The sequence below is a fragment of the Methanobrevibacter sp. genome, from assembly GCF_045646045.1.
In the GTDB taxonomy this organism is placed as follows: domain Archaea; phylum Methanobacteriota; class Methanobacteria; order Methanobacteriales; family Methanobacteriaceae; genus Methanocatella.
Window position 1 is genome coordinate 1 of record NZ_JAZRJY010000062.1, and the last position, 23,206, is coordinate 23,206.

Consider the following 23,206-nt stretch of genomic DNA (forward strand, 5'->3'; position numbering starts at 1 on the left):
TTCGAAAATACAACTGGTTAAATTGAGTCTTTTACTTTTGTTACTTACTGCGATTGATCCACCGTATGGTGCATAGTTATCAATAAATATACAATCTATAAATGTATTGCTTTCGTCATTTTCCATGAATTTAACTGCTCCACCATGGGTTGTAGCAGTATTAAATGCAAATGTTGTTTTATTAAAAATGTTGTTTGTTGCGTTTCCTTCTACTGCGATTGCTCCTCCACCGTAATATGTGTTGTTGGTAAATGCGGAGTTATTTGTGAATTGATTGTTTAGGAATTGGGTGGTGTTCAAATTACCTTCTACAAATATTGCTCCACCGGTACGTGCGCTGTTGTTTTCAAATATTGTATCTTCAAAAATGGAGTTTGTCAAGTTTCCTATTACGTATATTGCTCCTCCGCCAACAATGTCTGCATCAGTTCCTTTATTGTTTGTGAATTCTGTTTCGGTTACAAAAAGGTTATTCGCACCTTTGAGGCATAATGTACCTGCGTACGGTGCGTAGTTTCCATCAAAGACTGCATTATAAATAAGTAATGTGTCGGTATTTCCCATAAGTTTAATTGCTCCACCATGGGTTGAAGCAGAGTTGTTTATAAATTCACTATTTTGTATGACAGTAAAATCTGCATCTCCTTCAATGCTTATTGCTCCTCCACCATATGCGGTATTTTTGGTCTGAGCTTTGTTGTTTGTGAAGTTTGTATTGTTAATCAGGGATATTGCAAATCTTTCTTCAAAATGTATTGCTCCACCTGTATTTGCAGTAAGATTATCAAATTCACAATTTTCTATAAAAACAAATATTGCATCTTTGATGAAATAGAGTGCTCCCCCTCCAATTATGCTGTTTTCACGTTCTTTATTTGTTCTGAAACTGCATCCGTCAAATTGAATGAATCCTGCATTACTATCAAATGCAATACTTCCACCGTATCCTGCATAATTATTTTCAAATGTGGTATTTTCAAATAAAATGTTTGATGCATTTTGGTTGAAGTTAATTGCTCCACCTGTACTTCCATTGGTAAGAGCTGAATTGTTTGTAAATACTGAATTTGAAATGCTGACTTCAATAACATTCTGGTTGAATAATATGGCTCCTCCCTGTTCATATAATCCATTCGTAAACACTATATTGTTTAATGTAATGTCGCTTGTAGCATTAATGAAAAATATTCTGGCTTTATTTGCTCCGTCTATAGTAAAACCATTTCCTTCAATAGTTAAACTTTTATTAATCATTATCCCATCAGCCCGGAAGGTATCATCATAAGTATAATCATTTAATAATTCAATAGTTGACCCTTCACTGGCATTGTTTATTTTTTCCTGTAATTCATTAAATGTGCCTGAATCGACACCATCCCCAAGTACGTTATCATTCGATACAGCTATTAAATCTGTATCATCATCTGTCTGTCCTATATCGCTGGCAGAAACTGCTGCAATTGATATAATAAATAATGTCAAACAGATTAAAAGAAAATATTTTTTTCCCATAAATTTAACATCCTTTTTCATATTTTTTGCATGACCTTTGGTCATATGATTAACATTTTATTTATATAATATAATATGTTTTACTAATTATTTTTGTAAAAATGAATGATATATTCAGGTTAATGTCTTTTGGTATAGTTTTTTTGGATAATATTTTAACTATTTTTAAATTTTTTTTAATACAAGTATATTGGATTAAAAAATCAAATTGATTTTAACCTTACTAAATTATATATATTATGTAAGCAATATATTACAGTTATAGTGGATATTTTTTTAATCTTACTATAATTTTATAATTGGCATGAAAGGGGGTGAAAATATCAAAAAGTTAGGTAATAAGTTGTTGTTTATTCTAATAATTTCGGTAATGCTTTTATTATCGTTAAGTGCAATTTCTGCAGGGGATAATTCAACTTTACTTGCATCTGGTCCAGATTCTTCCGGATTATTGGGTGCACCAGGAAGCATTAATATTCATGTAAGTGACTCTTTTGTCGCTGCAAATAATACATGGAGCGAAGATGGTGTAAACCTGGCTAATGCAAGTGTTTCAGTATATGATTCATCTAACAATTTGGTATTTTCAGGATTAACAGATAGTGAGGGTAATGTTGCCGTTTCCAATTTGAACTCAGCAGTTTATAATGTTGAGATTAAATATTCCACATATGAGTCTCACAGAGAGAATGTGGATTTATCAGCAAGAAATACTCAAGCTATTGATTACATGTTCATTCCTGATATACTATTGCTTGTAGATTATGATTCACATAATGAAAAAGTTGATTTATTAATGGAAATGTCAAAAAGGGTCGCTTATATAAGTACAACAAATTTTGATCTTACCCGTGAATGGCTATTTGAATATGCAAAATTCGTTCAAATAGACATGTTTAATGAAGGTTCATATCATACTGTCACAGGTGAATATCTAAAAGAGGTTTTGGAAAATTGTCCGGCCAACATTAATTATAATGTGGCTTATACATTTGGTATTTATTCAGATAGTATTTTAAACTCTACAGGAATCCATATTGTTGGAGCCAGTTCTGCTAACAATACTTTCCATACTATAGAAAATACTTATATAGGTTCTTATTTCCAGGCGGAGGATATTGAAAATTCTTTAGTTTTAAATAAAAACATGATGAATTATTTAAAATATGTTTATTATTTAGTCGCTCCGTCCAAATATGCAAACCCTACATTGGATGTAAATAATGCTCCTTTAATGAGTCCTGAATGTGGTTTTTACCATCCTGATTTAGGAGTCTACACCATTGTACCTGAGGGTCAGTTAATCAATCAGTGGATAACAAATAATCCTGGTTATGATGCTGACGGTCATGGAAGTCTTAATTGGATGATTGTGGATTATCCTAATTGGCTGGAAACTACTTTGGATCCTACAACTCTTTTCAAAACATTTGAAAAGGATTATATTGGCAATATTACTTATGATAAACCATTCATAGCTATCGCTACCTACTATGCTGGTGGTAATGTCGTTGATGCTTTAATCAAATCTTATGAAGCTAATGGAAGAGCAGCTTTTAATGTATTTAAAACTGGTACAACTCCGTCCATGTCTTCAATCTTAAATAAGATTACTGATATTTCAACTGTTGGTATTTCAGCTATTACATCACTTTATAGTTGGTCTTTAAATTATGCAAATGGTTCTGCTTTAGGTGATTTGGAAGATATTAACCTTGCTGTGTTAAAAGGTGTTTATGATATTTCCGAAACAAGTTATCTTAATGAACTTGGTCCTCAAATAGAATGGACTTTTTCAGTAACTTATCCAAGTTTTGAAGGTGTCTACGGTCCTATTGTTTTGTCATATGTTGACGGTATGGGTAAATCTCATGTTATCCAGTCCGGTGTAGACAAAATGGTTAAATTATCTACCCAATGGGCTGAGCTAAAAGAAATGGATAATGCTGATAAGATTGTTTCCATTGTATTATATAATTACCCTCCGGGTAAGGCAGAAATTGGTGCATCATATTTGGATGTATTCCAAAGTACTTATGATTTACTTTTCCAATTGCATAATGCAGGTTTTGATGTTGGAAATATTTCAGATATTCCATCTTTGTACAATTTAACTGAATTAATTGTTCAATTTGGTAACAAAGGTACTTGGGCACGAGGTTTATTAAACCAATATGTGGAAGAAAACTTTGATTTCTTAATGGCACATAATCAGCTAATTGATTTAAACCAGTTCTATGATTTGACTGCAAACATTAATCCTTCATTATATGAATGGATGATTGACCGTTGGGGTGATGGACTTGGAGAGATTATGGTATATAATGATACCTATATCGTTATTCCTGGTATGTGGTTCGGTAATGTCTTCATTACTTTCCAGCCTTCAAGAGGATGGGAAGAAGTTCAAAATTACCACGATTTAAAATTGCCTCCTCATCAACAGTATGTTGCATTCTATGAATGGTTGGATCAAGTTATTGATGTTAATGCAGTAATCAACATGGGTACTCACGGAACACTTGAATGGTTACCTGGTAGAAATATCGGTGTAATGGAAGGGGATTGGACTTTTGAGTTAACTTTAAATCCTACAATTTATCCATATATCGTTTCTAACCCTGGTGAAGCAATGGTTGCTCGTGACAGAATTGCTCCATTAATGATTACTCACATGACTCCAGCTATGGTTTCATCCGCATTATATGGTAATTATACTTTATTATCAGAATATATTGCTCATTACAGGGATCAGGTTAAGCTTAATGTAAGTACAAACGCTGAAGAATATAAGGCTTTAATTATAGATTTAGCTCCATCTTTAGGTTTTGCTACATTCAATGAATCAAATCAGACATTTGATGATTATGTTGCTGAATTGCATTCCTATTTGGAAGGCATGGAAGATGATTTCTATACCTATGGTCTCCATCATTTGGGTAAGGTTTTAACCGGTTATGAACTTATTGAAGAAGTGATTACTGTTACAACTTCTCAAACCAGAATTTATAATCATATATTGGCTCATTTCTATCCTAATTTAGCAAATATGAGTTTCTATGATGATATTCGTCATGTTGAGCAATACGCAACTGTTGAAGCAACTGTACTTTTATTCTTAAAGGAATATGTCACTGCTTTAGTATGCGGAACTTCTGTTGAAGCATTAAATAAAGAATATAATATCAAAGCAGGTTCTGCTCTTTATAATGATACATTATATGCAGCCAGCGTTATTGTCGATATTGAAAACAATAATGAATGGGCAGCTATTATTAAAGCCCTTGAAGGCGATTATTTGGCTGCAGGTTTATTCGCAGATCCTTCTTACGGTGACTCTATTCCGTCAGGTTATGATGGTTTTGCATCAGATTCAACAAAAATGCCATCCAGATCAGCTTATGCATCTGCAGTTAAAATTGTTGACTTGCTTTTAGCTGACTATATGCAGGAACATGGCGAATGGCCAAAATTAACTGCATTAATCCTCTGGGGTACTGAAATATCAAGAACTGAAGGTATTGGTATTGCAGAATTCTTATACTTCCTTGGATGCAGACCTGTTTGGGCAGAAAATGGTAAAGTTATTGGTGTTGAATTGCTTCCAATAGATGAATTGACTGTTCAATTACATGATGGCAGTGTTGTAAACAGACCTAGAATAGATGTATTCGCAAGTATTGTTACAAGTAATAAAGACTGGTTAACTTGGTTGCTTACAGGTGTAAATCTTGCACTTAATGCAGAAGGAGAAGACTTTAACCAAAATTATCTTAAACTTCATTATAATCAGACTGGAATAATCGACAGATTGTATGGTCTTCCAGGTGCTGTTTTAGAAGGTACCGGTATGAGTAACTTTATTCCAAGTACTAATGACTGGAATATTGAAACAGTTAATGATGAGGCATCAAGTATTTATCTTGATAAAGTTTCATTTGCTTGGAATATGGATTCAAAAGGTAATATTGTTGTAACTCCTCAAAAAGAAAATTATAAAACATTGCTCTCACAAGTTGATTTAATTACTCAAAACTTCGATAGTACATGGAGATTCATTGATTCAGACGATTATTATGATTGGTTTGGTGGATTATATAACGCTGCACGTACACTTGGCGCTAAACCGGATACAGCATTTGTTGATATTAGAAATCAGAACAATTATGTTTCAAGAAGCTATGAGGAAGAATTGGATTATGAGATTCGTAGTATGATTTTAAATCCTAATTACTATAATCCATTAGTCAATTCCCAGGCAGGTTCTTTATCATATGCTAAAAATATGGAAAACCTGTATGGTGGTTTAATTTTAAGTGGTGGACAATTAAATTCTGAATTAGGTAATCAAATTGCGCAAACTTATAACGGTTTAACCGGAACAGTCCAGTCAACAGCACAGGCTGCTGCATGGCAAAGTATGGCTGCTTGGATGTTTTATTTAAACGATCAGGGAGTATGGGATGGTGATGCTAAACAAATCGAACAGTTAGCTAATAACATTATTCAAATGGCTAATATGTATGGTGTTGCTTGTTGTCACCACACTTGTAAGAATTTGGACTTTAACATGAAAATTATTCAGGCAAGTTCTCTTTCACCAAGTGAAAAAGCTAAATATGCTGATATTTTAGCTAAAGCTACTTTAACTGATCCGTTATATGTAACTGATGATGCGCCTACTGACGGTGATGGTCAAAGTAATACTAACCCTTCATCTGAACAGATGTTGGTTAACGGAACCACTGAAAACAATGGCGGATCTTCAGGCAGCGCAAGTCCTGTTGGAGATCAACCTGCATCTTCTCAAAGTACCGCCGGTGCTTCTTCACAATCAGCTAGTTCAAGTTCAAGTGATTCTAGCCAAAACGATGCAAGTCAGGACGCTTCTCAATCTGGTGACTCTAAAGCTTACGAAGTTTCAAAAAGTGCTCCGGCCAGACCTTCAAGTTCCGAGTCAAGTATGCCTATTGTTGTAATCGCAGCAATCATTGCATTAATTGCAATATTTATGGTAGGTTATACAAAAAATAAAGATGATTTTGATGATTATTAAAATCATCATTCTTTTTTTTTTAGAAATTTTTATATATTTATTAATTACATAACTAAACTTATGATACATTTTTTAGTCAAATGTATTTTAATATAATTATGATGTGATTAATATGATGAAGAAAATCAATATGTTATTAATCTTTTTATTAGTATTAATTGTTTCTTTGGGTGCAGTAAGTGCAGCTGATGATTTAAATGAAACAATAGCTATTAATGAGATTGATAATGGGGATAATATATTAACCGCTTCTGAATATGATGTAACTTCAGCAACATACGGCCAATATTTCTCTAATTCTGGGGAATTGAGCTCTATTGTTAAGAATGGAGATACATTAACATTAAGCGGTGATTTTTCAGGTAAAGATTTTATAATTAATAAGCAAATTACTCTTCAGGGAAATGGTGGTATCATTTCTAATGGTATTGTAAAACTTACCACTGCAGCTTCCGGAAGTGTAATTCATGATTTGAAAATTAGAAATACAGAAAATTTCCATCAGGGAATTTATCTTATAGGTGCAGACAATTGTGAAATTTATAATAATGATATACGAAATGGCGGTCAGTCATCTTATCCTATTGCTATAATTGAGGAAGCTAATAACAATAACATTCATAATAACTTTTTAAAAGGATATGGTGAAAGCTATGGCCACGGTACAAGGTCAGTGCCGGTAATTTTAGTTGGAAGATCAAACGATAACATCATTGCAGATAACAATATCGAATCTGATGATGCAAATGGAATTTATTTATCTTCCTATGGTGGTGGAGACTTTAAAGGCGGAGAATCCTATAATAACATAATTCGTGGTAATACAATCAGATACATGGTAAATGTTACTTCATGGTCTTACGGAATTCAATTGATGGGTGGAAACAATACTGTCGATTCAAATAAGATTTATGGCGCATACAGAGGAGTTTCTTCTTCAAACTTCCCATTTAACAAAGTAATTAACAATATAATTTATGTTACAGGTTCTGACTTTTCATCTCATGCAGTATCTGGTGGAGATTATGGTATTGCACTTGCAGCTAATGCTACAATCAGAAACAATACTGTAAACGGTGCATTTGTCGGTGCAGCTATTTCCGGCGGTGACGGCTCTGTAATTGAAAATAATTATATCAATGCTACAAAAGGATACGGTATTGAAGCTCCTGGAGATAACATTAAAGTTATTGAAAATGAAATCTACTCTGCATCTGCAGGTGTTCACCAGCAAGGCCTATGCAAAGGAATTGTTGTTGACAGAAATGTGATTTTCTCAGGAAATGCTGTTGGTGTATTGCTTTCAAAATCATCCAAGACCAAATATCCATTTGACATTACCATTGTCAACAATCAGATTAAAACATCTAACCAGTACATAATTAATGCAGCAGATGCAGATAAGGATAGTTCGGTTATTAAAAATAACACTGGTACAGGTCAGATTTTAACTCCTGACGGTGAAATAGATCCGTCCGTTCCTGATTTCGTATTTAACGGAACAACTCACTACATCACTCCGGCAAATTACCACAATTTCATTGATGAAAACGGTAATTTAAAAAATGACTTTGTACATGACGGAGATATCTTAAACTTTGACGGTACATTCAACGATAAAGAAATTCTTGTTTCAAGCAGTGTAAAAATAACCGGTAAAAACCCAACATTTTTAAATTCAACATTTATCGTTACTTCCGATTCTGTCTGGATTGAAAATTTAACTATTATCAACAAAAATGCTTCTGTACACAGTGCATGGGGTATTTATGTAGCTGATGCTCAAATTGTCAAACTTTTAAACAACGATATTACTGTTTATGACCCGACATCAGCATATGCGATTTATGTTTACCAATCCTCAAGGGTTTATGTGGAAGATAACAAATTAACCTCTCACGGTGACTCTTTGACATATACCTTACTTGGTTATGGTGCGGAAAACTGTGAATTTAAAAACAATATAGTCAACTGTATAGGTACCGGTGAGCTTCATGCATTTGAAAATTCAAGGGATATCAACGGTAACGGTTCTGAAGTCTGCATCGGTCAATGTATCGGCCACTGTCTCGGAGACATCTTAAAAGAACACTGTTTGGATGGAACAAATATAGTTCCTGAATTGTACAGAACTTATGGTATTTTAATGATTAAATCATCCAACAACACCTTGATTGAAAATGATGTAAGCGTAACTTCTCTTGTAAACCAGTCATTAGCTGTAAATTCAACAAATTCACTTGTAGGTATTGATTTCTACTATGACTGTGACAACAACCTGATTTCAAATAACAAAATTAATGTAACTGGTTTGGATAATTACTTGTATGGTGCAGGTGCTCTTGCACACTCAACAGGACAATATGCATCTACTACAGCTATTAACAACACTTTCATATCTAATGATATTTATATAAGTGGTCCTAATGTCGGTGAAGGATTAATTTTAGGCCAGGATTGTGACGATACAAATTTAATTAATAACAACATTTATTTGGACTGTGGACGTACTGTTTACGGTATTACTTTGGAAATGTCCCATGATTCTGCAATTGCCGGAAACATTATTACCTTTGAAAGTGATGTCGGCTATGGAATTGAAGGATTTGAGTCAGATAATAATGTAATTGCAAATAACATGATTTCAGGTAATGGAAAGATTATTTCCGGAATTGCTGCTAGTAAATCAAGCAATAATGTAATTCAAAATAATACAATAATGGCAGATGGTGACGGCTCTTCACTTGATTTCATTGTTCGTGATTCCCTAAAAGCTCCAAATTCAGGAATATACTTCGAAGGCGCCTCTAAAGGAAACTTAATTGATTCTAACTCTATTGCAACAAGTAATGGTTATCCTGTGGATTTATCCGTTGCTTCAACCGGAAACACTGTAACCAATAATTATCTTAAAGGTAAAGAAGGTTCTGGTGATGATGGAGTAAACAATTCCAAAGGCAATACTGTCCATGATAATTATGGATCAACTTTTAAAAACATCATATTTTATGATGTTACTGCACCATATGCTTCAAATGCAACATTCATCTTAGAATTCATAACTCCAGACTTTAAAGATTATGATGGTGCTATTGTACAATTTAAATTGGGAGATGCAATCATAGGAAATGCTACAGTTCAAAATGGTGTAGCTAAATTGCCTTATCAATTAAATAAGAATTATGCTGTTGGAAACTATACAATTACTGCAAGCTTATCTAAACGCAATTTCCAACCAACTGATGTAACTGCAAACTTGGAAATTGTAAAATCCGATATTGCTATTGTTGTTAGTAATGTTACAGCAAAAGCTGGTGATACTGTATCTATTCTAGCTAGATTAACAGATCAGGCTAATAATCCGATTTCCGGTATGGAAGTTAAATTCTATAGGAATGCACAATATATTAAATCCGGTGTAAGTGATAAAAACGGTATTGTCAATGTCAGCGTTAACATTCCAAAATTGACTCCGGGTGAATATGCAATTTATGCTAATGTTGCAGAAAGTGAAAACTATAATCAAGGTTTAGGACAAGCTACCTTGGAAATAACTGACGACAGAATTTACACTCACATTGAAGCTAGTGATATTACAATGTTTTATAAAGACGGAACAAGACTTGCTGCTACTTTAAAAGACGCTGATGGAAAAGCATTATCCGGTTTAAACATTACATTTACCATTAATGGACAACCTAATGTGCGAACTACTGATGCTAATGGTCAGGCATCCATAGCTTTAAACTTAAATCCGGGTCAATATAATGCATCTGTTGTATTTAATGGAGATTCAAAATATGCACAGTCCAATGATGATGTATCCGTAAACATTAAGCCAACATTGGTTGGAAATGATATTGTGATGATGTATAAAAATGGAACCAGATATTATGTTTCTGTCAAACAAAACGACAAGCCTATTGCTAACGAAAAGGTAACATTTAACATTAATGGTGTATTCTATAGCCGTACTACCGATGCCAATGGTTTAGCAAGCCTTGCAATTAATCTCCTGCCGAATAATTATGTCATAACTGCGGTAAGGGATTCAAACGGTGAAACAATAAGTAACACTATTGAAGTAAAATCTTTGCTGGTTGATAATAAAGACATTGAAATGTTTTATAGAAACGGTTCTCGATACACTGTTAAAGTTATTAAAAGCGACGGTACCGCTGCAGGTGTTGGTGAAGAAGTGACCTTCAATATTAACGGTGTTTTCTATATACGTACAACTGATGCAAATGGTGTTGCTGGCTTGAACATAAACTTGCTGCCTGGAGATTATATTATTTCAGCTGAATATAACGGTTGTGTAGTTGGAAATAATATCAAAGTCAAACCTGTATTAATCGCATCTGATTTGGTTAAAAAATACGGAACTTCTGATCCATTTGAAATTAAAGTTCTTGATGGTCAGGGTAAGGCTGTTGCAAAAGCTAATGTTGGATTTAACATTAATGGTGTCTTTTACAACCGTGTAAGTGGTGATGATGGTATTGCAAAGTTAAATATCAATTTAATGCCTGGTGAATATATTATCACATCAACCTATGGAGATGCCCTAACATCAAACAAAGTTAGCGTCAAAGCTTAGAGGTTAAAACTTTTAACCTCTCTTTTTTTTATTTTTGATTAAAATATATATTATAAGTTTTTTTTTAATATAACAATTTTTATATTGCTAATTCGATAAAAAAGATTTAATAATTATTAGTTTTGAGAAAAAGAGTTAATTTGAATTTTGTATATGTTCCGGTAAACGAAACATATACTAAAATGATTTTTTTAAGTAACACGGGAGAATGTTACAATTAAATATTCTGTTATATTTCATATTTAATGATTTGTAATTTTGGGAATGCCTAAATTTTAGAAATTTTCATTTAAAACTGATTATTGTTGGTTTTTACATATTGTCTGTTGTCTAAATTGAAAAATATATGTGACATGGTAGGTTTTTAGTCATTCATTGTCTTTTTTATCACATGATAATTTCTTTACATATTTGGAAATATTTTTGCAGTTTGAACTATTTGTCCATTGAATGATTAATGTGGACCTTGCCAAATTCCTGCATTTAAATTAAATTTTGCTTCCATAATTTACAGGGTGACTACTAAAAAATAGTATTTACTTGACTTTAAAATTCATTTCATGAAAGATATTTTATAATCACATCATCAATTAATTGTTCATGTATATAAGTATTTAATCAAAATTTAAATTTTCTTTAATTTGAATAAAATTGTAAATAAAAAAAAGAAGAATTGAGAGAATTAATATTCTCTCATTTTTATCCGTTTACTGTTACGGTGTTTCCGCAAACAAAACTGCCGTAGCTTGATGTAATGACGTATTTGCCTGGCATTAAATTAATATTTAATTTTGCAAATCCATCTGCATCAGTTGGGCGGTTGTATAATACACCATTTATGTTGAATGTTATTTTTTCGCCAACAACTGGATTTCCTTTACCGTCAAGCAGTTGTGCTTTAAACTGATCTGGTGTGCCGTATTTTTTGACTAAATCGCTGGCTACTAGGCGAGGTAATATTTCAATATTGTTTGTTACTGTTGAATCGCCGTACATTGCTGTGATTATGTAGTTTCCAGGATTTAGATTTAAGTTAATGGTGGCATATCCGTTGGCATCAGTTGTACGTGTGTAGAATACTCCGTTTATGTTGAATGTCACTTTTTCTCCAGCCCCTACTGCTTTTCCAGTTTCGTCAAGTACGCGTACGGTGTATTTGGTTCCGTTCTTTTCATACATTGTAATGTTTTTGTTTTCTGTTAATCTGGATAATACAGTTATGTTATTGGATGTTAGCTCTCCTGTAACTGTATTGTATGCAGTGATAATGTATGTGTTAGGATTGAGGTTTATGTTGAGTTTTACCAATCCTTTATCTCCTGTGACTTTACGTTTATAGAATACACCGTTAATGTTGAATTCTATTTCAGTATTTTCAGGTAAATAATTACCGTTGCTGTCACGAGCAGTTACATAGTATTGTGTTGCGTTACGGAATATTTTAACGATGTTTGTACCATTTACTGTTGATAACACAGTAATGCTGGCAGTTAATTCTGTTTCATTTACTTTTACTGCTGCTGTGTAGTTTCCGGAATTTAAATTAACACCAATGGATGCCATACCCGCATTATCTGTTGTTCTGTCATATGTTTTTCCGTTTAAAGTTATATAAACAATTTGACCGGCAATTGGTCTTCCTTCACTATCTTTGATACTGACGACGAATCTGTCAGGTGAACCGTAATATTTAATCAGATCTTTTGCTGTAATAATTACTTTTGGCTCGACAGTTACATTGAAGTCAAATGATTTTTCAGCATATTTATTGTCTCCACGATATGTGACTGTTATGCTGTTTTCACCGGCAGGTAAATCATCATAAGGAATGACGGCCACACCATTCTTAACAGGCACAGTAAATATTTCATTTCCAACTTTTACAGTTAATTTGCCATTAATGTCTTCAGGCAATATAACAGTTACACTATCTTCACCGATATTAATATCTGCTGTATAATTGTCGATTTTTTCTACCCAGAATTTAGTTTGGTTTGATGCCTCAGTGTAGTAGTCGTTTTCTGCAATTTTTACAGTTACATTATAAGAACCTTCTTTGGTTGGTGTGAATTTTGTGCCATTTATTTTTTGACCATCTACTTTAATTGTTACTGTTCCATTACTGTTGGTAGTGTAGTTAATTGTTACTTCCTGACCTACAACAACATTTGCAATAGGACTTATAACAACCATAGCAGAGATCTTTTCTACTGTAAATGCAGTTTCATTTGATGCTGCTGTGTAGTAGTCGTTTTCTGCAACTTCAACAGATACATTATAAATACCTTCTTTAGTTGGTGTGAATTTAGTGCCAGATATTTTTTGACCGTTAACTTTAATTGTTACTGTTCCATTACTGTTGGTAGTATAGTTAATTGTTACTTCCTGACCTACAACAACATTTGTAATAGGACTTATTTCAACTACTGCATCGGTTTTTTCTGCTGTGAATGTAGTTTGGTTTGATGCTGCTGTGTAGTAGTCGTTTTCTGCAACTTCAACAGTTAAATTATAAGAACCTACTTTAGTTGGCGTGAATTTATTACCAGATATTTTTTGACCGTTAACTTTAATTGTTACTGTTCCATTACTGTTGGTAGTATAGTTAATTGTTACTTCTTGTCCTACAACGACATTTGTAATAGGACTTATAACAACCACAGCATTAGTTTTTACTGTGAATGCAGTTTCATTTGATGTCGCAGCATAGTAATCGTTTTCTGCAACTTCAACAGATACAACATAAGAACCTACTTTAGTTGGCGTGAATTTATTACCAGATATTTTTTGACCATTTACTTTAATTGTTACTGTTCCATTACTGTTAGTAGTGTAATTTATTGTTAATTCCTGTCCTACTTTTGCATTATTAATTGGGCTAATATCAATAATTGTATTTCCTTTTGAAACATTAATAGTTGCATTTGATGATTTTTCATCGGGATAATCTGTGAGACTTAAAACAGCTGTATATTCACCAGGCCCTAAATCTACAATCCATCCTTCACCACTTAAACCAGAAGCAGTTTTGACTAATGAACCATTTTTATATATTGCAATACTAGTTTTAAATCCATCAAACACCATATCATTTGCGGTTAAGTTGAATTTTAATTTTTCACCGGAGTTGTAAGTTGAGGCGTAATTTAATACATTTATTATAGGATGAATAATCTTTGTATCTTTAGTTGAATCTTCATTAAATATGCATAAACAAGCAGTTCCTTCATACATTGCGCCTCCCTGGTGTTGAACACTGTTGCCTATGAAAGTACAATTGATTGCATCGCCTTTAAAGATTGCACCACCATCACGTTCAGCAGTGTTTCCTGTGAAAGTACAGTTCACAGCAGCACGTTTATAGACTGCTCCACCATCACAAGTTGAAGTGTTGTTGGTGAAAATACAGTTAAATACATCAACAAAATAGGTTGCTCCGCCACCGTCAGCAGAATTTCCAATAAAAGTACACCCTTCAGCAGTATAATTTCTGTTGATATCTTCACAATTCATGGCACCACCATGATGTGCAGTATTACCAATGAAAGTACAATTGATTGCATCGCCTTTAAAGATTGCACCACCATCTTTTTCTGCAGTGTTATCGGTGAATGTACAATTATTTGCATTACCTTGGTATATTGCTCCACCTCTATCTGCTTTGTTTTTAGCGAATGTACAATCAATTACATTACCACCATATATTGCTCCACCAAAAGCATATGCTTTGTTTTTAGTGAAAGTACAGTTTTTTGCATTTCCACCATACATTACTCCACCAGTTTCTGAAGTGCTATTGGTGAATGTACAATCAGTTGCATTACCTAGATATATTGCTCCACCCACATTATCTGCACGGTTTAGTATAAATGTAGAGTTGTATACATTTCCTTGACTTATTGCTCCACCAGTTCCTGCAGTGTTAGAGGTGAATGTACAACCAGCTGCATTACCTAGATGTATTGCTCCACCCAAATTGTCTGCATGGTTTTGTATAAATGTGGAGTTGTATGCATTTCCCTGAGTTATTGCTCCACCATCTTTTTCTGCAGTGTTAATGTTGAATGTACAATCAGTTGCATTACCTAGATATATTGCTCCACCATCTCTTTCTGCAGCGTTAAAGTTGAATGTACAATTAACTGCATTACCACCATATATTGCTCCACCATCTTTTTCTGCAGTGTTTTCTCTGAAGAAACAGTTGTAAGCATTACCACCATATATTGCTCCGCCATCTACTGCTTTACCGTTTATGAAGTTTATATTATAAAATTTAACATTAACATTATCTTCTACTTTAAATATTCTTGTTATTGCATCTCCATTTATTGTTGTTCCATTTCCATAAATTGTTAAATCTCGGTTTATAATAATTCCATTTATCAATTCAACATCTGAAGCAATATCAAATTTGAAGTAGTCGTTGTTAGATAAGTAAATTGTAGAATTATTATTACCATTAATAGTCGTATTTAAATCAGCGAAAGTTGATCTTACAGTGATATTTGCAAATGATGATTTTTCCTTGGGAAAATCAGTTAGCATTAAATCAGCAGTATAATCACCAGGCTCTAAATCTACAATCCATCCTTCACCACTTAAACCATAAACAGTAGTGTATAATTGATTATCTTTATATATTTTAATAGTAAGATTAAATCCATCAAGTAATATATTATTTGCTATTAAGTCGAATTCCAATTTTTCACCTGAGTTGTAAGTTAAGACGTGATCTGATACATGTATTGCAGGATGAATAATATCTACATCATCAATTGGATCTCCATTAAATTTGCATAAAGCAGCTTTTCCACCAACCATTGCTCCAGAATCGCCAGGATGGTCTTTTAATGTACAGTTGTATGCATTTGAATCTGCCAATGCTCTACCATAGCCTGAAAATGAACCTAAGGAGTTTTTTTTGAATATACAGTGGTATGCATTTCCATTATTCATTCCTCCACCATTCCTCTCATGAGCACGGTTCTCGGTGAATGTACAATAGTATGCATCTACATCATTTACTGCTCCACCACTATGAAATGCAAGGTTTTCTTTGAATATACAGTTGCGAGCGCTTCCATCATACATTGCTCCACCATCATTTGCAAAGTTCTCAATGAATGTACAGTCATATGCATTTCCATCATATATTGCTCCACCATTATAATATTCATATACAGCATATCTCTCATCCTCATAAGCTGCTTCGTTTTCAGTGAAGGTACAGGCGTATGCATTTCCCCTATACATTGCTCCACCATCATCACGTGCACTATTGGATACAAAATCACAGTAGAATGCCTCTCCCTTATACATTGCTCCACCCCCATCATCTGCATGGTTTTTCTTGAAGAAACACTCATCTGCAACACTTTCATACATTGCTCCACCCTTCTCTGCTTCGTTTTTAGTGAATGTAGAGTTGAATGCAACACCTCCATACATTGCTCCGCCCTTGTCTGCTTCGTTTTCTGTGAATGTAGAGTTGTAAGCATAACTATCAGACATTGCTCCACCACTGACTGCTTCGTTTTCAGTAAATGTACAGTTGTATGCATTACCGTCGAATATTGCCCCTCCATTATGTTCAGCTTCATTGTCCTTGAAGGTACAGTTGTAAGCAGTACCACTACATAATGCTCCACCATCATATGCATAGTTATCGTTAAAATTACAGTTGTAAGAAGTACCGCCATGTATTGCTCCACCACAACCATTTGAGCTATGACCATTAATGAAATGTATATCATAAAAACTAACATTTAAATTAAAATCGATAACATTAAATATTCTTGCCTTTTTGTCTCCATTTAGTGTTATTCCATTTCCATAAATCATTAAATCTCTGTCAATAATGATTCCATTTACAAAATCAGTGTCTGAATCTTCATCATATTTGTAATTATTAGATAAATAGATTGTAGAATTAGAATTACCATTAATAATCCTATTTAAATCATTGAAATTTAACTCACCACTATCTTTTAACTCATCATTATTATTTTGTTCTAAACTAAGTTCAAAATTCTCGTTACCTGTTGAAACATTATCATCAGGAATGTTTATTTCTAAATTATTCTCTTTATTATTATCTGCACCAATAACATCGTTGTTTGCAGTATTTTCTGTTGCACTTATTGCTGAAATGCTTAAGATACAAACAAGAAACAACAATAATAATAAAGGTAATTTTTTCTTCATATCAAATCACGCCTATAAAATCATTTTTATAAATAATATTATCAAAAACAATATATGATATGTATTTTTATTCATAAAACTTTTTTGTTAAAAATATATCTATATTAAAATGAACGGAAATACTGAATGTTTAATTAAAGTAGTTTCAAAGATTATGACATAGAAAATTTGATGAGAAAAAAAGCTACGTATAATTCTACAAGTACTAACAAATTGACAGCCTATTTAAACATTATAAAAATAACGGAGATAACTGGCTCATATATAGTGAAATAATATAAAAAAAGAAAATTGAGAGAATGATTGTTCTCTCTTAAGCATTTACGGTTACGGTGTTTCCGCAAACAAAACTGCCGTAGCTTGATGTTATGACATATTTGCCTGGCATTAAATTAATATTTAATTTTGCAAATCCATCTGCATCAGTTGTACGTGTGTAGAATACTCCGTTTATGTTGAATGTTACTTTTTCACCAACAACTGGATTTCCTTTACCGTCAAGCAGTTGTGCTTTAAACTGATCTGGTGTACCGTATTTTTTGACTAAATCGCTGGCCACTAAACGAGGCAAAATTTCAATATTGTTTGCAACTGTTGAATCGCCGTACATTGCTGTGATTATGTAGTTTCCAGGATTTAGGTTTATGTTAAGGGGGGCATATCCGTTTGCGTCAGTTGTACGTGTGTATAATACTCCGTTTATGTTGAATGTTACTTTTTCTCCAGCACCTACAGCTTTTCCAGTTTCGTCAAGTACGCGTACGGTGTATTTGGTTCCGTTCTTTTCATACATTGTAATGTTTTTGTTTTCTGTTAATCTGGATAATACAGTTATGTTGTTGGATGTTACTTCTCCTGTAACTGTATTGTATGCAGTGATAATGTATGTGTTTGGATTGAGGTTTATGTTGAGTTTTACTAATCCTTTGTCGCCTGTGACTTTACGTTTATAGAATACACCGTTAATGTTGAATTCTATTTCAGTATTTTCAGGTAAATAATTGCCGTTGCTGTCAAGAGCAGTTACGTAGTATTGTGTTGCGTTACGGAATATTTTAACGATATTTGTACCGTTTATTGTTGATAATATAGTAATTTTGGCGGTTAATTCTGTTCCGTTTACAGTTACTGTTGCCGTGTAGGTTCCTGAATTTAGATTAACGCCAATGGATGCTATACCATTATTGTCGGTTGTTCTGTTGTATGTTCTTCCGTTTAGGGTTATATAAACAATTTCACCGGCAATTGGTCTTCCTTTGCTGTCTGTGATATTGACAATGAATCTGTCAGGTGAACCGTAATATTTGACTAGGTCTTTTACTGTAATAATCACTTTTGGCTTGACTGTTACATTGAAGTCAAATGATTTTTCAGCATATTTGCTGTCTCCAGGGTAGGTGACTGTTATGCTGTTTTCACCGGCAGGTAAATCATCATAAGGAATGACGGCCACACCATTCTTAACTGGTACAGTAAATGTTTCATTTCCAACTTTTACAGTTAATTTGCCATTAATGTCTTCAGGCAATGTAACAGTTACATTATCTTCACCAACATTAATATCTGCAGTGTAATTGTCTATTTTTGGTACATTCATTGTCGTGTTTAGTGTTTTTGGTGTGTATTTGTTGTTTCCGTTGTATGTTGCTGTGATTGTATGATTTCCTGGTTCTAATTCTGTTGGTATGGTTGTTTTGTTTCCTGTTGCTGGTACTGTTTTGTATTCTTTTCCATCAATGGATACTGTTATGGTTCCTGTTGCGTCTTTTGGTAATTCGACTATTACATTGTTTTTATCGTCTGTTGTTATTTTTGCTGTGTAGTTGTCTATTTTTGGTATGTTTAGATTTGTTGTTGTGCTTTTTGCTGTGTATTTGTTGTCTCCAGGATATTGTATTTCGATTGTGTAGTTTCCTGGTTCCAGGTTGCCTGTTGGGATTGTTGCTTTTCCGTTTTGTATTGGTATATTGTATTTTTTGTCTTTTGTGGTTGCTGTTATGTTTCCTGTTGCGTCTTTTGGTAATTCGACTATTATATTGTTGTTTTTATCTGTTGTTGTATTTATTGTGTAATTTCCGTATTTTTTGATGTTTGTTGTTGTGTTTAGTGTTTTTGGTGTGTATTTGTCGTTACCACTATAGATTACTTTTATTGTGTAGTTTCCAGGATCTAATTCAGTTGGTATGGTTGTTTTGCTTCCCGTGATTGGTACTGTTTTTGTTTCTTTTCCGTTGATGTATAGTGTTGCGTTTCCTGTTGCATCTTCAGGTAATTCGAGGATTATGTTGTTGTCTTTGTCTGTTGTTATTTTTGCTGTGTAGTTGTCGATTTTTGGAATATTTATTGTTGCGTCTAGTGTTTTTGCTTCATAGTTATTGTCTCCAGTGTATGCTACTTTTATTGGACATGCTTAATGTTTGATTTGTATCTTCACTACCCGATACACTAGCTATTGATAAAATTAATATAAATAAGCATAAAAAAATTAATTTTTTAATTTTCATAGTTTTTCCCCAACAAAGTTTAATTATGTTTATGTTTGGAAATAATAATTATTAAATTATTTTAAAAATTAGTAAAAAAAATAGTTTTTGTAGAGTTTTCTTCTACATTAGATGCCAATGCTTTAACTCATGGATAATCCTTTAACTTGAGGTAATGTATGTATCTTTCATTAAATTGTGTTTTAAACTGAAAAATTCGTTTTTTTCTAAATTGTGGTGTTGTATATTTTTTTAAAACAAGAAAAGAAAAATAGTTGAAATTAAATTTCAACAGTATTTTCTTTTTAAAAATTAATTATTCTTTAGCTTTGATTGTTAAAGTATCTTTTTCGATGCTGATTCTTTCATCTAAGATAGTTGATACTTCATCCATTTCAGCTTTAACTTCAGAAAGATCATCTTCAATGGTTACTAATTCAGCTACTCTTTCAACATCTTTTTCGAAGTTTTTGATTAAATCGTTTTTACCTTTTTGCATTTTTAATTGAGCTTTTAATAAGATTTCTTCTAATTGGTTTTCTGCTTTGTATAAGATGAGCTCAATAGGTTTTTCTTCATCTTCAAGTTCTTTTTCAAGTTTTTCTAATAATTTTTCGATTTCTTTTTCTGCATCGTCTTCAGCTCTAGCGAAAATTTTCATAGCTTTTTCGATGTGAGCTTCTATTTTTTTGTCAGTATATTTTTCTTTTAATTTTAATACTCTTTCTTTGTGGTTAATTTTTGCTTGTTCTTTTTTTTCTTCATATTTTACTTTTTGTTCGTCTTTTTTAACTGCAAGTTTTTCTTTGGTCTCTTCAAAACTCATATTTATCACCTGTATAGTTTATTTAACATGACTTTGTATTATAAAAAGTACTTAATAAATCTTTTGATTATATTATTTTTTAGTAATGCTGATGCTTTCGCGGGAGTAAAGTTCTGGGTCATTTATTATTTCTAAAGCAATTTTAATCACGGATTCTGCGGTTGTCTGTTGTGTTTTAACATTTTCTCCCTTTTTCGTGATTATATAATCATTTTCGTCACCATGCTCCAAAAGGCCCAATCTGAATATTGTATAATTTATATCACTATTTTCTATCAAATCGACAGAATATTGATTTGGGATTTGAAGAGGTTCATTGTCCACATTCAATTGGGGAGCATTTTCAAGTTCATTGTAAACACCGACAGTGGTCATGAATATCAGTCGTTTAGGTTCACAGCTGATGATATTGTCTACCATAACCGGCAGGTAATCACCTGAAATTGCACAATACACTAAATCAGAATCTTTTAAGGCTTTTTTCAATGCTCTGACATTCGTTGCATCAACATTTTTTGCAGTAATTCGATAATTGTCCTCAAATTTGCTGCCGGCACTTGTGGAAATCAGCGTCAGGTGATGATCGCTGACCGCAAGCAATTTGGATGTTAACGTAATGCCAAAGTTTCCGGTTGCACCAAGAATAGCTATGTTCATAATTAATAATTGGTTGTCAATTAAAAAAAGCTTTTCTTTTCTGATGGTTAAAGAAAAAAAATAGTTGAGAAATTAATCTCAACTTTTAATGGTTATTTTGTTTGCAATTGTTGCGCCGTTTTCATACATTGATGTTATTATGTATTCACCGGCCATCAGGTTGATGTTCAATTTTGCAGTTCCGTTTTCATCTGTTGTACGGTTATAGAACACTCCATTGATGTTGAATGTTATATTTTCCCCTTTTAACGGGTGACCCTGGCCGTCAAGAAGTGTTGCCTCGAATTTTGATCCGTCTTTGTAGGTCATGTTCATGTCTTCGGCAATTAACGTCGGCAATACTGTGATGTTATATGACATCATAAGGCCTGTCAACGGATCAGTTGCTGTCAGGATGTATTCTCCAGGAAGTAAATTAATGTTTAACTTGGCTGTTCCGTTTTCATTGGTTGTTCTGTTATAGAAAACACCATTGATGTTCATGGTAATGTTAACGCCGGATACTGAATTGCCTTCCCCGTCAATCAGTGAAATATAGAACTGGGAAGCGTTTCTGTAGTATTTAACTAGATTCTCACCAATCAATGTTGATAATACTGTGATTTTATTTTCAACTGTTGTGCCGTTGAATGTTGTTTTTATTGTGTAGTTGCCTGGATTTAAGTTAATGGCAATTCTTGCAGTTCCATTTTCATCGCTGATTCTTGTATATGTTCTTCCATTTATCTCAAAAGTAACAGTTTCGTTTGCAGCACCGATATTGACCTCAAAGCTAGAAGCGTTCTTATAGATTTTAACCAAATCATCAGTGTAGATAGGTAAATCAAATGCGTAGACTTTTAAGCAGGATGTTATATTTAATGCAGCACAATCAATCCAGTTTAGACCATCTGCACTTATAAGGCTAGTATTTTCCATGTAATGTTGTCTTGATAGGGATTGATAAGGAACCATGTTATTTTTAAAGACTACTTTAAATACATCATTTTCTTTAACTGGGACATATTCATTTAATTTAATGGTCTTAAATCCTGAAAATTCGCTTGTACCGTTTTGTGTGATTTTCAGCTCACCATTAACATATATTTTAAGTTCATAATCTATGCCTGAATCGTTAAAGTAAGTACCCACAGCGCCCAAAAGATTATTGGCAACAGCGGTGTATTCATTTGAATAAAATGTGTAATTTTTATCCGTTCCTCTAAGTCCCCTCAAATCCGTTTGGTAATTATATTTGTAATTCTCAGTATTTTCAATTATAAATGCAGTTGCATGGGGTGTTTCATAAATTCCCTCTGCATCAGGAGACAATAATGAAGTATCATAATATGAAATGTATTGGTATCCATTGATGCCTGTCTCTTTACCCCAGCTGTTTTTTAATATCCATGCGCCATCACCTGGAGGTGTAATATTGAAATTATCTTTGCTGTAGTTATCATCCCATCCGACTAGAGAAACCGTGTGGCTGGCTACATAAGTATCATTATGGTATAATGAAATGGTTTTAGTATCAGTTCCATCAGTAAAATAGTTTATTGCAACAGAACCGTATTTTAATATTGTTTGTTTGATTAAATTATTTGTTTCATTAGTATTGATATAATCAGCTGTTTTCTTTGCAGTGATTAAAATTGCATCCTGGACGTGAATTTTATTTATATCAATAACATCAGATATTTTACCTATTTCATCATAAGTGTCATATTCTTCAGGTACTGGGCCAAGCCAACTTAAGATATGTCCTAATGCCAGTGCTTGACTACCTCCCTCTGTAGCTTCAGTGCTACCGTATTTACTATAGATTATTCCATTATTTCCCAGATTGTTTTCTGAAAAATCATATTCTACATCGGTTGCTTTTA

At 33.2% G+C, this 23,206-nt stretch carries 11 protein-coding genes; 4 read left to right on the forward strand and 7 right to left on the reverse strand.

Annotated elements, in window-relative coordinates; translation table 11 throughout:
• Positions 1-1,557 (reverse strand): right-handed parallel beta-helix repeat-containing protein (locus ACKI5C_RS04045; RefSeq protein WP_407431928.1); only part of this gene is annotated, 1,557 nt, incomplete at its 3' end.
• Between the two features lie 259 nt (positions 1,558-1,816).
• Here ACKI5C_RS04045 and ACKI5C_RS04050 point away from each other — a divergent pair.
• Both ACKI5C_RS04050 and ACKI5C_RS04055 read left to right on the forward strand, forming a co-directional pair.
• The gene (locus ACKI5C_RS04050) at positions 1,817-6,568 is read left to right on the forward strand and encodes a cobaltochelatase subunit CobN (protein WP_407431929.1); all 4,752 of its coding nucleotides are present in this window, start codon (positions 1,817-1,819) and stop codon (positions 6,566-6,568) included.
• A gap of 112 nt (positions 6,569-6,680) precedes the next feature.
• Positions 6,681-11,168 carry a right-handed parallel beta-helix repeat-containing protein gene (locus ACKI5C_RS04055; RefSeq protein ID WP_407431930.1) on the forward strand — a complete coding sequence of 1,496 codons (4,488 nt, stop codon included), beginning with the start codon at positions 6,681-6,683 and terminating at the stop codon, positions 11,166-11,168.
• Between the two features lie 699 nt (positions 11,169-11,867).
• Here ACKI5C_RS04055 and ACKI5C_RS04060 read toward each other — a convergent pair.
• On the reverse strand, positions 11,868-17,375 hold the full coding sequence (locus tag ACKI5C_RS04060) for a hypothetical protein (RefSeq protein WP_407431931.1): 5,508 nt from the start codon (positions 17,373-17,375) through the stop codon (positions 11,868-11,870).
• Positions 17,376-17,688: 313 nt separating this feature from the next.
• The gene (locus tag ACKI5C_RS04065; RefSeq protein ID WP_407431938.1) at positions 17,689-19,125 is read right to left on the reverse strand and encodes an Ig-like domain repeat protein; all 1,437 of its coding nucleotides are present in this window, start codon (positions 19,123-19,125) and stop codon (positions 17,689-17,691) included.
• Between ACKI5C_RS04065 and ACKI5C_RS04070 the strand changes: the two genes are divergently transcribed.
• Complete coding sequence (locus tag ACKI5C_RS04070) at positions 19,061-19,198, forward strand: hypothetical protein (protein ID WP_407431932.1); 138 nt, start codon at positions 19,061-19,063, stop codon at positions 19,196-19,198. The two genes, ACKI5C_RS04065 and ACKI5C_RS04070, sit on opposite strands and share 65 nt — an antisense overlap.
• Positions 19,199-19,558: 360 nt before the next feature.
• Positions 19,559-19,696: a hypothetical protein gene (locus tag ACKI5C_RS04075; RefSeq protein ID WP_407431933.1), complete on the forward strand. Its 138-nt coding sequence runs from the start codon at positions 19,559-19,561 to the stop codon at positions 19,694-19,696.
• Positions 19,697-19,747: 51 nt separating this feature from the next.
• On the opposite strand, the gene ACKI5C_RS04080 is transcribed toward ACKI5C_RS04075, so the two are convergent.
• The 4 genes from ACKI5C_RS04080 to ACKI5C_RS04095 form a co-directional block, all read right to left on the reverse strand.
• A complete protein-coding gene (locus ACKI5C_RS04080) occupies positions 19,748-19,879 on the reverse strand; it encodes a hypothetical protein (RefSeq protein ID WP_407431934.1) in 132 nt (43 codons plus the stop codon).
• A gap of 295 nt (positions 19,880-20,174) precedes the next feature.
• A complete protein-coding gene (locus tag ACKI5C_RS04085) occupies positions 20,175-20,684 on the reverse strand; it encodes a hypothetical protein (RefSeq protein ID WP_407431935.1) in 510 nt (169 codons plus the stop codon).
• A 72-nt stretch (positions 20,685-20,756) separates the two neighbouring features.
• Positions 20,757-21,341, reverse strand: coding sequence for an NAD(P)H-binding protein (locus tag ACKI5C_RS04090; protein ID WP_407431936.1), 585 nt, complete (start codon positions 21,339-21,341; stop codon positions 20,757-20,759).
• A gap of 78 nt (positions 21,342-21,419) precedes the next feature.
• On the reverse strand, positions 21,420-23,206 hold a 1,787-nt coding region (locus ACKI5C_RS04095; protein ID WP_407431937.1), incomplete at its 5' end, for a lectin like domain-containing protein.

Excerpts from the sequence above, each read along its gene's own strand:
- ACKI5C_RS04050 (WP_407431929.1), top strand. The coding sequence starts at position 1,817 with ATGAAAGGGGGTGAAAATATCAAAAAGTTAGGTAATAAGTTGTTGTTT.
- ACKI5C_RS04055 (WP_407431930.1), top strand. The coding sequence starts at position 6,681 with ATGATGAAGAAAATCAATATGTTATTAATCTTTTTATTAGTATTAATT.
- ACKI5C_RS04060 (WP_407431931.1), bottom strand. The coding sequence starts at position 17,375 with ATGAAGAAAAAATTACCTTTATTATTATTGTTGTTTCTTGTTTGTATC.
- ACKI5C_RS04070 (WP_407431932.1), top strand. The coding sequence starts at position 19,061 with ATGGTTGTTTTGTTTCCTGTTGCTGGTACTGTTTTGTATTCTTTTCCA.
- ACKI5C_RS04075 (WP_407431933.1), top strand. The coding sequence starts at position 19,559 with ATGGTTGTTTTGCTTCCCGTGATTGGTACTGTTTTTGTTTCTTTTCCG.
- ACKI5C_RS04080 (WP_407431934.1), bottom strand. The coding sequence starts at position 19,879 with ATGAAAATTAAAAAATTAATTTTTTTATGCTTATTTATATTAATTTTA.
- ACKI5C_RS04085 (WP_407431935.1), bottom strand. The coding sequence starts at position 20,684 with ATGAGTTTTGAAGAGACCAAAGAAAAACTTGCAGTTAAAAAAGACGAA.
- ACKI5C_RS04090 (WP_407431936.1), bottom strand. The coding sequence starts at position 21,341 with ATGAACATAGCTATTCTTGGTGCAACCGGAAACTTTGGCATTACGTTA.